Below are 14148 nucleotides of genomic sequence, written 5' to 3'. Positions count from 1 at the left end.
GCCTTTGCGCCTCCCATATCAATATGGCCGATTCGTGTCACGGCCCTCTTCTCACGAAGCTGTGTTCGCCTGCAAAACAGGGGAAAGGCTTGCCTGAGGGTCGGACTTGACAGGCAAAAATGCGCGGTGACCTGGCGCGGAATCCGCAAGCCGGGAGCAAAAGGATGCCCCCGGCTTAAACAGTGACCGATCAGTGGTCGTCGCGGTTATTACAGGCGGTAAGCGATCGAGTCGTTCCAGAAACGGTCCAGACGCTGCAGCAGCTTGTTCATTTCGGAGAACTCGCCGGTGCCGATGCCGCCGACCTTTTCGATCGAGCCGACGTGGCGTTCATAAAGGCGGGCAACCGTTTCGGCGATTTCCTGGCCTTTTTCCGTCAGGCTGATGCGGACCGAGCGGCGGTCGACACGCGAACGCTGGTGGTTGATGAGGCCGAGGTCGACCAGCTTCTTGACGTTGTAGGAGACGTTCGAGCCGAGGTAATAACCACGCGAACGGAGCTCGCCGGCCGTCAGTTCGGAATTGCCGATGTTGAACAGCAGCAGGGCCTGAACGGCGTTGACGTCATCACGACCCTGACGGTCGAACTCGTCCTTGATGACATCGAGGAGACGGCGGTGGAGACGTTCCACCAGGTGCAGCGACTCCATGTAGAGCGAGCGGATGGTATCTTCATGTGCATCGGCAACAACGGCCTGGGGCTTAACTTTGCTATTGATCATGACTGCCTCACTGTTTTGTTTGGCGGTGTGTTTGTTTGTCTCCCGCCTTGAGTGAGAACCTAATCAATGCGCATAAAATTCTACTTAAAAGCTACGATTAACAAATGGTTACCTGCATTTTCCCAAAGGGGCCGAACTTGTGGCGAAGCGGGAACGGCTCACAGACAATCATTATAAATCAATGACTTAGCGATAAAATCAGGCCTGAAATCGGGCCGAATTGCTTTATTCTTATGGTAAATCAATTCTTGCGCGCTCTTCATTTTGGCGCTGATCCAGCCAGAAAGCGACCAGAAATAGTATATAAATGGTTGCCACCAGGCCGTGCATCACGGGTACGAGCGTGTTGGCGCCGAAGATATGCGGCCACACTTTATACATGGCGATCTGAGCGCCCGCCCCCATGACCCACATGACAGCACCCCAGGAGGCGCCGAGCCAGAGACCGAGCGCCGCGACCGGGAAAATTACCGCAAGCGCGCTGCCCGCCACCCGCCAGGGCAGGTTCAGCATATCGAAGCGCCCATGGCCGCCAAGCGAGTAGCCCGTCAGCATCGCCCAATATTGCAGGCCGAACCAGAAACAGGAAACCGCGACCAGTCTCATGAAGACCAGAAAGAGGATTTCGGCAAGCGGACGCTTCGGCAGAGGTTGAGAATCAGGTTCCATGGCCGGAAGATACGGTCTCGATTGGCGGGCGACCAGTCCATATTGAATTCCACCATCTGCCTTGTCAAAGCATGATCGCCGGCGCGGTGTCGCAATGAGGGAGATTGTCGCATTCGCACGGGCCACGCTTCATGATATGCAGCTTTCGAAATTTGACCGAAGGACATTCTGACATGCAGGACAAAACGCATCTGGTCGACGAGATCACCGGCCATCGCCGCATGCGGCGCAATCGCAAGGCGGATTGGACGCGCCGTCTGGTTCAGGAAAATCGCCTGACCGTTGACGATCTCATCTGGCCGGTCTTCATCGTGCCGGGCAGCAATATTCTCGAACCCATCCCCGCGATGCCCGGCGTCAACCGCATGAGCGTCGACAGGCTGGTCGAAGCGGCGAAGGAAGCCGCCGATCTCGGTATTCCCGCCATCGCGACCTTCCCGAATATCGAGATGGAACTGCGGGACGAGACAGGCTCGAACGCGCTCGAAGCAAACAATCTCATCAATCAGGCGACCGCCGCGGTCAAAAAAGCCGTGCCAAATATCGGCTTGATCACCGATGTCGCGCTCGATCCCTTCACCAGCCATGGGCATGACGGCATTCTGCGTGGCGACGAGATCGTCAATGACGAAACGGTCGAACAGGTTGTGAAGGCGGCCATCCTGCAGGCGGATGCCGGTTCCGACATTATCTCACCGTCGGAGATGATGGATGGCCGCATCGGCGCCATCCGCCGGGGGCTCGATGCCGCCGGACACCAGAATGTCGGCATCATGTCCTATGCGACGAAATTTTCCTCCGGCTATTATGGCCCTTATCGCGAGGCCATCTCCACCGCCGGCCTGCTGAAGGGCGACAAGGCGAGCTATTACATCAGCCCAGCCAATGGCATGGAGGCGATCCGCGACGCAGCACTCGACGTGGAGGAAGGCGCCGACATGCTGATGGTCAAACCCGGCCTGCCCTATCTAGACATCTGCTGGCGGCTGAAGGAGAATTTCGGCCTGCCAACCTTCGCTTATCAGGTGTCCGGCGAATATACCCAGATCAAGGCTGCGGCCATGAATGGCTGGATCGACGGCGAGCGGGTGATGATGGAAACGCTTCTCTGTTTCAAGCGCGCGGGCTGCGATGGCGTTCTCACCTATTTCGCCATCGAGGCCGCACGCAAACTGGCAAAGGGCTGACAGCCGACGCTTATTGTATTCGGTCGTTTTCTTCCCATATTGTCTGCTGACACGGCATTCATGCCGCGCTGTCATACCCTCTCAGGAGAAAACGACCGATGAACCTCGACCAGAACCCCACCTATATCGCACCGGACGACTGGCGCGCCTATAGCGGCGTCCTGAGCCGGCGGGTCTTCGCCTTCGTGATCGATTACGCGATCGTTCTGCTTCTGTGCATCCCGGCCGCGGTCATCGTCTTCTTTCTCGGCGTGATCACGCTTGGCCTGGGCTTCTTCCTTTACCCGGCGCTGTTCGTCATCGTTGCCGTGCTTTATTTCGGCATGACGCTTGGCGGTCCGTCGCAGGCCACTCCCGGCATGCGGGCGATGGGGATCGCGATGGCGCGCATGGACGGGCGGCGAATCGATTTCCTGCTTTCGACCGTGCATATCGTGCTTTTCTGGGTCATCAACTCGGTTTTGACGCCGCTGATCCTGCTTGCAGGCCTGTTTACCGAGCGCTCGCGCCTCGTTCACGACTTCCTGCTCGGCACCGTTATCGTCAGAACGCGCTGATATCGGTGAAAGCCACGGAAACGTGGCTTTCATCGCGTCAAATACCTCATCCCGCAGTTGACGTTTTCCGTCATTTTGCCATTCTGTGGCATTATGCATGTCGCTTGAAGCGTCGCCGCCAACCCCGTGAAATCGCGGCGCGCTTTCATAACAGACGCAGGAGGCGATCACGGTTCGATGAACACGCAGGCGACGCCCTCTCCTCAATTCTATCTTACGGCGCCGGCCACCTGCCCCTATCTGCCGAACCAGATGGAGCGGAAGGTCTTCACCCATCTGGTCGGCCCGCGCGCTTCTGAAATGAACGATCTTCTGACCCAGGGCGGTTTCAGGCGCTCGCAGAATATCGCTTATCGACCGGCCTGCGAAAACTGCCGCGCCTGCGTGTCCGTGCGCATCCTCACCGAACAGTTCCAGCCGACGAAATCGATGCGGCGTGTACTGGCCGCAAATCGGGATGTCGTGGCCACGGTGCACGCCGCCGAGCCCTCCACCGAACAATTCGCGCTGTTTCGCCGTTATCTCGACCACCGGCACCAGTCCGGCGGCATGTCCGACATGTCGGCGCTCGACTATGCGATCATGGTGGAAGACACGCATGTGAACACCCGCATCATCGAATATCGCGTGCGCGAACCCGGCTCCGGCATCGATTCCAGCAAGCGCGGCGAACTTCTGGCCGTGGCGCTGAGCGACGTGATGAGCGACGGCCTGTCTATGGTCTATTCCTTCTTCAACCCCGATCTCGAAAAGCGCTCGCTGGGCACCTTTATGATCATCGACCACATCACCCGCACGCGCGCGCTCGGCCTGCCGCATGTCTATCTCGGCTACTGGGTCGATGGTTCGGAAAAGATGGGGTACAAAACCCGCTATCATCCGCAGGAGCATCTGACGCCGCGCGGGTGGGAGGTTTACCATCCCGAAGGAGAATAATGGGTTCGCCAAGTCCTGAAGCACATGTTCGGCTTGGACAGCGAAACAAAGGCGGGAAAGACGCCCCCAGACAATCTCCGAGGACGTCTTTCAGATATTACCCACCAAACTTCCCGCTGCGCGGAAAGCCCTTCGGCACGGTGCGGCCAACGGTGGCGCGGTCGGCCAGCCATTCGCGCAATTCCTCACCGACCTTGGTGAACAGACGACCGGCCGTGTCGGACCAGCTCAGACCCTCGGCGAGCGCAAAGCATTTCACGTCGACAACGCCGCCATCCTTGTAGCGCTGCAGGCGCACGCCCTTGCCGCGTGACATTTCCGGCACCTGCGACAGCGGGAAGGCCAGAAGCTTACGGTTCTCGCCGACCACGGCGACATGATCACCCGTCACCGGCACCGCGAGCTTGGCTTCATCAGGCATGGAGACATTCATGATCTGCTTGCCCTTGCGGGTATTGGCGACCATCTCGTTTTCGGCCACGATGAAGCCATTGCCGGCGGTGGAGACCAGCAGCAACTTGCGTGACGGATCGTGGACGAAGGCCGTCAGGATATCCTGATCGTTCTCCATATCGACCATGATGCGGATCGGCTCGCCATGGCCGCGACCGCCCGGCAGCTTGTCTGCGCCGAGCGTATAGGCCTTGCCGCCCGTCGTAAGCAGCAACAGCTTGTCGGTGGTCTGCGCCGGGAAGGCGAGCTTCGGGCCATCGCCCTCCTTGAAGGTCAAGGCCGACGTATCGGACATGTGCCCCTTCAGCGCCCTGATCCAGCCCTTCTGCGAAATGACGATGGTGACCGGTTCCTTTTCGATCATCGCCTGCTGGATGGCCTCTATGTCGGCATCCGGTGCGTCCGCGAACTGCGTGCGACGGCGGCCGATCTCGGTTGCCTTGGCATATTTCTTTTTGACCTCGCCGATTTCCCAGGCGACGGTCTGCCACTGCTTGTCATCGGAAGCGATCAGCCCCTCGATTTCAGCCTTCTCATTGCTGAGTTCGTCGAATTCCTTGCGGATTTCGAATTCCTCGAGCTTGCGCAGATTGCGCAGCCGCATGTTGAGGATGGCTTCGGCCTGATTGTCCGTCAGAGACCATTTCGCCATCATCACCTGTTTCGGCTCGTCCTCCTCGCGGATGATGCGGATCACCTCGTCGAGATTGAGGTAAGCGACAAGCAGGCCGCCCAAAATCTCGAGCCTGCGGTCGATGGCCGCGAGACGGTGGCGGGAACGGCGGACCAGCACGTCCTTGCGGTGCGCCAGCCACTCGCTCAGCACCTCGTTCAGCGCCATCACCTTCGGCACTTTGCCAAGCGACAGCACGTTCATGTTGAGCGGCAGGCGGCTTTCGAGGTCAGACAGGCGGAAGAGCGATTCCATCAGCAGCGTCGCATCGACGGTGCGGCTCTTCGGCACCAGCACGATGCGCACGTCTTCGGCGGATTCGTCTCTGACATCTTCGAGCAGCGGCAGTTTGCGGGCGAGCAGCAACTCGGCAATCTTTTCGATCAGGCGCGATTTCTGCACCTGAAACGGAATTTCGGTGATGACGATCTGATAACCGCCGCGTCCGAGATCTTCCGTTTCCCATTTGGCGCGCACGCGGAAACCGCCGCGCCCCGTCTTATAGGCATCGAGAATATTCTCGCGGCTTTCGATGATCACGCCGCCGGTCGGCAGGTCGGGGCCGGGAATGAACTCCACCAGCTTTTCAACCGTCGCATCAGGATGCTTGATGAGATGGAGGGCCGCGTCGCACAGTTCATGGGCGTTGTGCGGGGGGATCGATGTCGCCATGCCGACGGCAATGCCAGAGGCACCGTTGGCCAGAAGATTCGGGAAAGCGCCCGGCAGGACCACCGGTTCTTCGTCTTCCTCGTTATAGGTGGCGCGGAAATCCACCGCATCCTCGCCAATGCCCTCAAGCAGCAGCGCCGCCACATCGGTCATGCGCGCTTCGGTGTAACGATAGGCAGCGGCGCCGTCGCCATCGATGTTGCCGAAATTGCCCTGCCCGTCCACGATCGGATAACGCTGGGAGAAATCCTGCGCCAGACGCACCAGCGCATCATAGACCGACTGGTCGCCATGCGGGTGGAACTTACCGATCACGTCGCCGACGATACGGGCGCATTTCTTGAAGGCCGAGTTGGGGCGGATGCCCATCTCGCTCATGGCGTGGATGATGCGGCGGTGAACCGGCTTCAGGCCGTCGCGCACATCCGGCAGCGCACGATGCATGATCGTGGACAATGCGTAAGCAAGGTAACGCTCTTCAAGCGCCGCCTTCAAATCGACCGGATGAATGTTATCGTCTCCGCCGGACGGAGGTACAAGATTTTTTCCCATGGTGCTTGACTAGCGGAAATGCCGATTCCCGGCAAGAAATTCAGGGGTGTGCCCTGTGGATGAAAGCACCCCTGTCATGCGATTTTTTGTTAACCGCGTTGCAAATGCCGCAATGCCGCCGTCATGGGAATCGATCTAAATCCTATAGACCTTTGAATAATCGCGAATATAAGTATCAACATTCGAATTCGGACACGGTGTACAGCCGTACGTTGAGGGAAGAAACATCATGAGACTGAAATCCACCCGGCAGGTTCTTTTCGCGAGCGCCGCGCTTCTTACGCTTTCGGCGCCGGCTTTCGCGCTGGATGGCGGGGATGTGCTGAAGAAGATCAATGCGGCCTATGCCGCGCAGGGCGGCGAGATCGCTGCCGGTTCCGTGGCCGTCAACGGCTCGACGGTGACCCTGAACAGCGTGACCTTCAACGCGGCCGCCGATCCGGCCAAGAAGATCCCGGTCGGCAACATCACGCTCGAAGGCGTCGAGGAAAACAACGGCGGCTACAAGATCAAGAACGCCCGTTTCGATAATATCGACTACAAGCAGGACAAGGTTGAGATCAAGGCGAGCGACATCTACATGTCCGGCCTCGTCATTCCGGGCGATGCGACCACCGGCACCGTCGACGCCCTGATGTTCTACGATGAAGCCCATAGCGGTCCGATTTCCGTTTCTGTCGACGGCAAGCCGGCTTTCTCGCTTGAGGAAACCAGCGCGACGATGTCCGTCAGCGATGACAAGAACTCTATCGGCTTCGAACTCGACGCATCCGGTTTCAAGGCCGATCTCAGCGAAGTCACTGATCCTGCGACCAAGGACGCGATCGAAAAGCTGAAGCTGCAGGCGCTCTCCGGCGACATGACCATGAGCGGCAGCTGGGAAGTGGCCTCCGGTACTATCGATGTTGAAGAATACGCCATCGACCTCGATGATGTCGGCCGCCTGAACATGTCGTTCGGTTTCTCCGGCTACACGCTCGCCTTCATCAAGTCGATGCAGGAAACGGTAAAGGCGCAGGCCGCCAATCCGAACAAGGAACAGGCGGACCAGGCAGCAAGCCTTGCCATGCTCGGCCTGATGCAGCAGCTTTCCTTCATCAACGCCGAAATCAGCTTCGAAGACGCCAGCATCACCAAACGCGCCATCGACTATGCGGCAAGCCAGCAGGGCATGACGAGCGACCAGCTTGCCCAGACCATCAAGGGCATGGCGCCGATCATGATGGCCTCGCTCAATGTTCCGGAGCTGCAGAACATGGTGTCGGCGGCCATCAACGCCTATATCGACAATCCGAAGAACCTCTCGATCACGGCAGAGCCGGAAAAGCCGGTTCCCTTCCCGATGATCATGGGCGCCGCGATGGGCGCGCCGAACACCCTGCCGAAAATGCTCGGCGTCACGGTGACGGCAAACGAATAAAACTAAAAAAGCCCCGGTCATGCCGGGGCTTTTCTTTTGCACTCAGTGCAGCGGCGCGGCAGCGCCATCCTGTTTATCGTGCAGGGCGAAGCGGTCGATCATGTGGGCGCTCGCCTCATTGACGCCGATCACCTCAACCCGCCTGCCGGCCTTGCGGAATTTCAGAACCACCTTGTCCAGAGCGCCAACCGCGGAAATATCCCACAGATGCGCCTGCGTGACATCGATTGTCACCGTCTCAACCTCCTCGGCAAAATCGAAGGCGGCAATGAAGCTTTCCGTCGAGGCAAAGAAAATCTGGCCATCGACGCGATAGACCCGCTCCCGGCCATCGGCCGAAAGCTCCGGCCGGACATGGAAGAGTTTCGACACCTTGCCTGCGAAAAACACACCGGAGAGAAGGACGCCGGCCAGCACGCCCTTTGCAAGATCATGAGTCGCAAGCACCGTGCCGACCGTGACCAGCATGACGATGCTTGATGATGGCGGGTTGCGGCGCAGATCGAGGATGGAGCGCCACGAGAATGTGCCGATGGAGACCATGATCATGACAGCCACCAGGGCTGCCATCGGAATGATGCGCACAAGATCATCAAGCACCAGAATGAGGAACAGCAGGAAAGCGCCCGCCACGAAGGTGGACAAGCGGCCACGACCGCCGGAACTGACATTGATGACGGACTGGCCGATCATGGCGCAGCCGCCCATGCCGCCGATGAGGGCGGAGGCGATGTTGCTCGTCCCCTGCCCGATGCATTCCCGGCTCTTGTTGCTGCCCGTATCCGTCATGTCGTCGACGATCTGCGCCGTCAGCAGCGATTCCAGCAGGCCGACGGCGGCGAGCGCGACGGAATAGGGAAAGATGATCTGTAACGTCTCGAAGGTCAGCGGCACTTGCGGCAGGGCGAATATCGGCAGCGTCGAGGGCAACTCACCGAGATCGCCGACCGTGCGGATATCCATGCCGGAGAAGACGGCAACACAGGTGAGAGTGATGATGGCGACCAGCGGCGACGGGATAATCTTCGTAACCAGCGGGAAAAGATAGATGATCGCAAGTCCTGCGGCGATCATGACATAGGTTTCGACCGGCACGCCGATCAGCTCGGGCAATTGCGCCATGAAAATCAGGATCGCCAGCGCATTGACGAAACCGGTCATGACCGAGCGCGAGACGAAGCGCATCACCCGGCCGAGTTTCACAAGACCCGCCAGGATTTGCAGTACGCCCATCAGGATGGTGGCGGCAAAGAGATATTGCAGCCCGTGCTCCTTGACGAGCGTCACCATCAAGACGGCTGTCGCGGCGGTTGCCGCTGAGATCATGCCCGGACGACCACCGGTGAAGGCGGAAACGCAGGCAATGGCGAAGGAGGCGAACAACCCCACCTTGGGATCGACGCCGGCGATGACGGAAAAGCCGATGGCTTCCGGAATGAGGGCGAGCGCCACGACAATACCGGAAAGGAGATCGCCGCGAATATTGGAAAACCACTCGCGTCTGTAAGTCTGAAATCTGTTCATCTGATTTTTTCGCAAAGAATGACGCACCGGCCGGAGCCATGTCCGGTAGATTGAAAAGGAATGTCGGTGCTTTGCGTTGTCTGGCGGATCGGCGGCCAGAAGAGCCACCCGGGATTTCACCGGGTCCGTGGTGAGTGGCCCAGCTATAAACGGCAAAAAAGCGGGCCGCAAGTTACGCGCCCGCTTTTCGATGACTGATGTCGGGTCTCAGGCCGCTTCGCGCCCGCCATAACCCCTCGCCTCCACGTCGCTCAGCCGGAACTGATGAACCAGTTCCTTGAGACGCGCGGTCTCGCCCGCCAGCATGGCGCTCGCGGCATTGTTTTCCTCGACCATGGCGGCGTTCTGCTGCGTGCCCTGATCCAGATGATTGACGGCGGTGTTGATTTCGGCAAGGCCCAGTGACTGCTCATGCGTGGCAGCGGCAATGGCTTCGATATGGCCGTTGATCGTCTTCACCGAGCCGCCGATGCGCGACAGCGCAGCGCCCGTTTCCCGCACGAACCGCGCTCCCTCCTTCACCTCTTTACCGGAGGTCTGGATAAGCGCCTTGATTTCGGCAGCCGCCCTTGCCGAGCGCTGCGCGAGTTCCCGCACCTCCTGCGCGACGACGGCGAAACCGCGTCCCGCCTCACCCGCGCGCGCAGCCTCCACGCCGGCATTGAGGGCGAGAAGGTTTGTCTGGAAAGCGATCTCGTCGATAACGCCGATGATATTGCCGATCTTGCCGGAGGATTGTTCGATCTTTTCCATCGCGCTTACGGTGTCAACGACGAGATTGGCCGTGCGGTTGGCATCCTTGTCGGCCGAATGGGCGATTGCGCGGGCTTCCACGGCGCGCTCCGCCGAGATGCGGATATTCGCCGTCAATTCATCCAGCGCGGCGGCGGTTTCCTCCAGCGAGGCGGCCTGCTGCTCGGTACGACGGGCGAGATCGGCAGCGCTCTCGCTGATTTCCTGGCTGCCGCCATTGATGGCTACGCTCGACTGCACGACACCGGACATGGCGGCATCCAGCTGGCGGATCGTCTGGTTGAGATCACGGCGCAACGCCTCGAAATCCGGGGCAAAAGGCTCGTTCAGCTCGAAGGAGAGATCGCCGCCTGCGAGGCGGCGAAGCGCCGCCGCAAGCCCGGTGGTCGCCTGCATCAACCGCGCCTGTGCTTCGGCTTTCGCCTCAAGCTGGAAAAGCGCCTTTTCGGTCTCGGCCTGCCGCCGGGCTGCGAGCGCCTGCGCCTCCAGTTCGATCTTTGCGATGGCGGCCTGCCGGAAGATTTCCAGCGCATGCGCCATGGCGCCGAACTCATCCCCACGCTGGAGACCGGGAACGGCAAATTCGGTTTCACCTTCGGCCAGACGACGCATAGCCCCCGTGATCGCGGTCGCCGGGCGGGTGATCGAGCGGCCGATGAGGTAGACCCCGGCAAAAAGACTTACCACGGTCAGCGCAATAAGGGCGACGACGATCGAAACCGTTCTTTCCGCCGCAACGCTGTTCGCGAGAGCGCTTGCATCTCGCTCCTGCCGGTAAGTGGCGGAAATTTCGGCGACGACAGGCAAGAGGGCATTATAGGCGGAGGCGACAGTTTCGCGCGCCTTCTCCTCCTCCAGCACGGCCGCAGCGTAAAAGCGGAACGAGGCGGTATATATTTCCAGTGCATCCATGATGCGCTGACGCTCGGCGCCCGGCCGGTATGCCAGCTTCAACAGCGCCTTGAAGGTTTCCACTTCCGCCGCGTGTTTCGTCACATAGGCCGCTTCGCGCCGCAGGATGAAATCCTTCTCGTGCCGTCGCATCATCAGCATGCTGGCGCGGATTTCGGCATTGGCGACGACGTCGATGAGTTTCTCGATGGAATGCACGCCATTGCGCATGGCGCCTTCAAGACCTTCCGCGGGAGTTAGGCCCAGCTCCCTGTTCTTGGCAACAAGGGCCTTTATGCTATCGGAATAGACTATCGCGCCCTCAGTGAGCGCTTCGAGCCGCGCGCGGGTCCGCGAGGTCGCGCCGCCTTCAAGATGGCTCAACGACTGCCGGACCTGATCCATCGTCTGGTCAAACTGCCCGACGGATTTCATATCACGGGTCAGCAGGAAGTCTCTCTGGTGAAGACGGCTTTCATGCAAACCGTCTTCCAGCGCCGCCAGCACTCCGTCGCGCTCGATCAGCGTCTCTTCAGCGACGCGATAACGCGCCTCCATTTGTCTTTGCCAGAGCAGCATGCCTGCGATGACGGCGATCCCGCACAGCGCAGCCAGGGCCAGCATGGATACGCGATGCGCAATTTTGAACGTCGAGACCAGCGAAAACATTCAACCCTCGTTTGCAGATTTCACGATGGGATGAATGATCGAGAAGGCTTAAGAACTCCTCTACCGGATTTGTCAGTTTAATTAAGGTTTTATGACAAGATCGCTAGAGCTTCAGCCGCTCGCGAAAGAAGACCAGCGCAACGACCACACCCGTCGCCACGCCCACGATTACATCGACAAAACGGACAAAACCGGCAACCTGCGGTCCCATCAAAAGAACGAGCATGGCCGAAGCCCCGGCCTGTATCGGCACGACCGCCGGCAGGCCGAACATGGTGGCGAGGATCATGGCGATGAAGGTCGCCGAGGCGAGCCGGATTTCGGCGAAGTCATGCGGGACGAGAAGAGCGACTTCCCCGACGAGAATGCCGATGGTGACGCCGACCATCAGCCCAAGTCCTTGACGGACATGGCTTGGGATGCCGGGGGAGAGACAGATCAGCGCGCTGATTGCGGCAAAGACGGGTTGCGGATGGCCCAGCCAGCGATGCGCGACCCAGAACGCAAAAGCGGCCGCAAGTGCGGCCGCCAATGCACGGGTGAAGGCTGCGCGAACACGGTCGAGCAGCGTCTTCAACATATCAGTCCTTCTTGGACGGAACGACGCGCAGCGCCAGTTCGCGAAGCTGGGTCGGCGTTGCCGGCGACGGCGCGTTCATCAGGAGGTCCTGCGCCTGCTGGTTCATCGGGAACAGGGTGATTTCGCGCAGGTTCTTGGCGCCGACCAAAAGCATGACCACACGGTCGATACCGAAGGCGCAGCCGCCATGCGGAGGCGCGCCATACTGGAAGGCGCGGTAAAGACCGCCGAAGCGCTCTTCCACGTCGCTCTGCGACAGGCCAACCTTTTCGAAAGCCTTGACCATCAGCTCGGGCGACTGGTTACGGATCGAACCCGAGGCGATTTCAAAGCCGTTGCAGACCGCGTCATACTGGAAGGCCTTGATGGAAAGCGGATCGTCGCCTTCCAGCGCTTCCAGACCGCCCTGCGGCATGGAGAAGGGGTTGTGGGCAAAGTCGATCTTCTTTTCTTCCTCGTTGTATTCGAAGAAGGGGAAATCGACGATCCAGCACATTTCGAAACGGTCGCGGTCGATCAGGTTCAGCTCGTCGGCTGCACGCGTGCGCGCCTCACCGGCGAACTTGTAGAACTTTGCGGGATCACCGGCGACGAAGAAGCAGGCATCGCCCGCTTCCAGGCCGAGCTGCGTGCGCAGCGCTTCGGTACGTTCCTCGCCGATGTTCTTGGCGAGCGGGCCGGAGCCGGCGATCTTGCCGTCTTCTTCCTTCCAGAAGATGTAGCCGAGGCCCGGCTGGCCCTGGCTCTGCGCCCAGGCGTTCATGCGATCGCAGAAAGCGCGCGAACCACCGGTCTTGGCCGGGATCGCCCAGACCTGAACCTTGGGGTTGGAAGCGATCATGTTGGCGAAGACCTTGAAGCCCGAACCGTCGAAATGCTCGGTCACGGCTTCCATGACGATCGGGTTGCGCAGATCAGGCTTGTCGGAGCCGTATTTGCGGATCGCCTCGTCATAGGGAATGCGCGGCCACTGCTTGGTGACAGGCTTGCCTTCGGCGAACTTCTCGAACACGGCCGTCATCATCGGCTCCATCGTGGTCCAGACGTCTTCCTGGGTCACGAAGCTCATTTCAACGTCGAGCTGGTAGAATTCGCCCGGCAGACGGTCCGCGCGCGGATCTTCATCACGGAAGCAAGGCGCGATCTGGAAGTAGCGGTCGAAACCGGCCACCATCAGAAGCTGCTTATACTGCTGCGGCGCCTGCGGCAGCGCGAAGAACTTGCCTTCATGAATACGCGAGGGCACGAGGAAGTCGCGCGCGCCTTCCGGCGAGGAGGCGGTGAGGATCGGCGTCGTATATTCGGCAAAGCCCATTTCGCCCATGCCGGTACGCATGGCGGAGATGATCTGCGTGCGCTTGACGATGTTCTTGTGCAGCGTTTCGCGACGAAGATCGAGGAAGCGGTACTTCAGGCGAACATCTTCCGGATATTCCGGCTCGCCAAAGATCGGCAGCGGCAGTTCCTTGGCAACGCCCAGAACCTCGATCTCCTGCGCGTAAAGCTCGATCTCGCCGGTCGCCATGCCCTTGTTGACGGTGTCCTCCGAGCGCGCCTTGACGAGGCCGTCGATGCGGATGACCCATTCGCCGCGCACCGTTTCGGCAATCTTGAAGGCCGGGCTGTCAGGATCGGCAACCACCTGGGTGATGCCGTAATGGTCGCGAAGGTCGATGAAGAGAACGCCGCCATGATCTCGCACGCGGTGAACCCAACCGGAAAGGCGAACGGTTTCGCCGACGTCGGACTTGCGGAGAGCGGCACAGGTGTGGCTGCGGTAACGATGCATTTTTATATCCTGGAACGTGTCGTGGGCCCGTTGGAGGCCAGATGGGCGGCACTGTCGAAATTTGCCGGAAAAGCGCATGGCCAGCCTGATTTGTCAAGGCA

At 59.8% G+C, this 14148-nt stretch carries 11 protein-coding genes and 1 other annotated feature; of the genes, 4 read left to right on the top strand and 7 right to left on the bottom strand.

What is annotated here, in order from left to right; genetic code table 11:
• Positions 1-209: 209 nt before the first annotated feature.
• Together ldtR and WDZ78_RS13040 are read right to left on the bottom strand one after the other, a co-directional pair.
• Entirely contained in the window at positions 210-719 is a 510-nt protein-coding gene (gene ldtR / locus WDZ78_RS13045; RefSeq protein WP_026363448.1) for a transcriptional regulator LdtR, read from the bottom strand.
• A 234-nt stretch (positions 720-953) separates the two neighbouring features.
• A complete protein-coding gene (locus WDZ78_RS13040) occupies positions 954-1391 on the bottom strand; it encodes a DUF6163 family protein (RefSeq protein WP_003502204.1) in 438 nt (145 codons plus the stop codon).
• Positions 1392-1564: 173 nt separating this feature from the next.
• On the opposite strand from WDZ78_RS13040, the gene hemB reads away from it, so the two are divergent.
• From hemB to WDZ78_RS13025, 3 genes are all read left to right on the top strand, one after another.
• On the top strand, positions 1565-2578 hold the full coding sequence (hemB, locus tag WDZ78_RS13035; protein WP_425673230.1) for a porphobilinogen synthase: 1014 nt from the start codon (positions 1565-1567) through the stop codon (positions 2576-2578).
• A gap of 98 nt (positions 2579-2676) precedes the next feature.
• The gene (locus WDZ78_RS13030) at positions 2677-3135 is read left to right on the top strand and encodes an RDD family protein (protein WP_020009441.1); all 459 of its coding nucleotides are present in this window, start codon (positions 2677-2679) and stop codon (positions 3133-3135) included.
• Positions 3136-3312: 177 nt separating this feature from the next.
• Complete coding sequence (locus WDZ78_RS13025; protein WP_003502198.1) at positions 3313-4071, top strand: arginyltransferase; 759 nt, start codon at positions 3313-3315, stop codon at positions 4069-4071.
• Between the two features lie 97 nt (positions 4072-4168).
• On the opposite strand, the gene parC is transcribed toward WDZ78_RS13025, so the two are convergent.
• A complete protein-coding gene (gene parC / locus WDZ78_RS13020; protein WP_020009442.1) occupies positions 4169-6421 on the bottom strand; it encodes a DNA topoisomerase IV subunit A in 2253 nt (750 codons plus the stop codon).
• A gap of 229 nt (positions 6422-6650) precedes the next feature.
• On the opposite strand from parC, the gene WDZ78_RS13015 reads away from it, so the two are divergent.
• Positions 6651-7841: a hypothetical protein gene (locus WDZ78_RS13015; protein ID WP_020009443.1), complete on the top strand. Its 1191-nt coding sequence runs from the start codon at positions 6651-6653 to the stop codon at positions 7839-7841.
• Between the two features lie 42 nt (positions 7842-7883).
• Here the strand turns inward: WDZ78_RS13015 and WDZ78_RS13010 are convergent, their stop codons facing one another.
• The 4 genes from WDZ78_RS13010 to aspS all read right to left on the bottom strand — a co-directional run bounded on the left by WDZ78_RS13010 (position 7884) and on the right by aspS (position 14047).
• Positions 7884-9365: a SulP family inorganic anion transporter gene (locus tag WDZ78_RS13010; RefSeq protein ID WP_425673229.1), complete on the bottom strand. Its 1482-nt coding sequence runs from the start codon at positions 9363-9365 to the stop codon at positions 7884-7886.
• A gap of 74 nt (positions 9366-9439) precedes the next feature.
• Positions 9440-9495, bottom strand: a sequence feature (sul1 is cis-regulatory element that is thought to sense ions involved in sulfur or methionine metabolism; They are found in Alphaproteobacteria).
• Between the two features lie 77 nt (positions 9496-9572).
• Positions 9573-11678, bottom strand: a complete 2106-nt coding sequence (locus WDZ78_RS13005) for a methyl-accepting chemotaxis protein (protein ID WP_425673228.1) — start codon at positions 11676-11678, stop codon at positions 9573-9575.
• A 103-nt stretch (positions 11679-11781) separates the two neighbouring features.
• Complete coding sequence (locus WDZ78_RS13000; RefSeq protein WP_003502188.1) at positions 11782-12258, bottom strand: FUSC family protein; 477 nt, start codon at positions 12256-12258, stop codon at positions 11782-11784.
• 1 nt (position 12259) lies between these two features.
• The gene (gene aspS / locus WDZ78_RS12995) at positions 12260-14047 is read right to left on the bottom strand and encodes an aspartate--tRNA ligase (RefSeq protein ID WP_020009446.1); all 1788 of its coding nucleotides are present in this window, start codon (positions 14045-14047) and stop codon (positions 12260-12262) included.
• Between the last annotated feature and the right edge of the window lie 101 nt (positions 14048-14148).

The organism is Agrobacterium sp. M50-1 (genome assembly GCF_049843495.1).
GTDB classification, from domain to species: domain Bacteria; phylum Pseudomonadota; class Alphaproteobacteria; order Rhizobiales; family Rhizobiaceae; genus Agrobacterium; species Agrobacterium radiobacter.
The sequence above is the reverse complement of the archived record's forward strand: the minus strand, read 5'-3'. Positions and strand labels throughout refer to the sequence as shown.

Excerpts from the sequence above, each read along its gene's own strand:
- WDZ78_RS13040 (WP_003502204.1), bottom strand. The coding sequence starts at position 1,391 with ATGGAACCTGATTCTCAACCTCTGCCGAAGCGTCCGCTTGCCGAAATC.
- WDZ78_RS13000 (WP_003502188.1), bottom strand. The coding sequence starts at position 12,258 with ATGTTGAAGACGCTGCTCGACCGTGTTCGCGCAGCCTTCACCCGTGCA.
- parC (WP_020009442.1), bottom strand. The coding sequence starts at position 6,421 with ATGGGAAAAAATCTTGTACCTCCGTCCGGCGGAGACGATAACATTCAT.
- WDZ78_RS13030 (WP_020009441.1), top strand. The coding sequence starts at position 2,677 with ATGAACCTCGACCAGAACCCCACCTATATCGCACCGGACGACTGGCGC.
- aspS (WP_020009446.1), bottom strand. The coding sequence starts at position 14,047 with ATGCATCGTTACCGCAGCCACACCTGTGCCGCTCTCCGCAAGTCCGAC.
- WDZ78_RS13025 (WP_003502198.1), top strand. The coding sequence starts at position 3,313 with ATGAACACGCAGGCGACGCCCTCTCCTCAATTCTATCTTACGGCGCCG.
- WDZ78_RS13015 (WP_020009443.1), top strand. The coding sequence starts at position 6,651 with ATGAGACTGAAATCCACCCGGCAGGTTCTTTTCGCGAGCGCCGCGCTT.
- hemB (WP_425673230.1), top strand. The coding sequence starts at position 1,565 with ATGCAGGACAAAACGCATCTGGTCGACGAGATCACCGGCCATCGCCGC.
- WDZ78_RS13010 (WP_425673229.1), bottom strand. The coding sequence starts at position 9,365 with ATGAACAGATTTCAGACTTACAGACGCGAGTGGTTTTCCAATATTCGC.
- WDZ78_RS13005 (WP_425673228.1), bottom strand. The coding sequence starts at position 11,678 with ATGTTTTCGCTGGTCTCGACGTTCAAAATTGCGCATCGCGTATCCATG.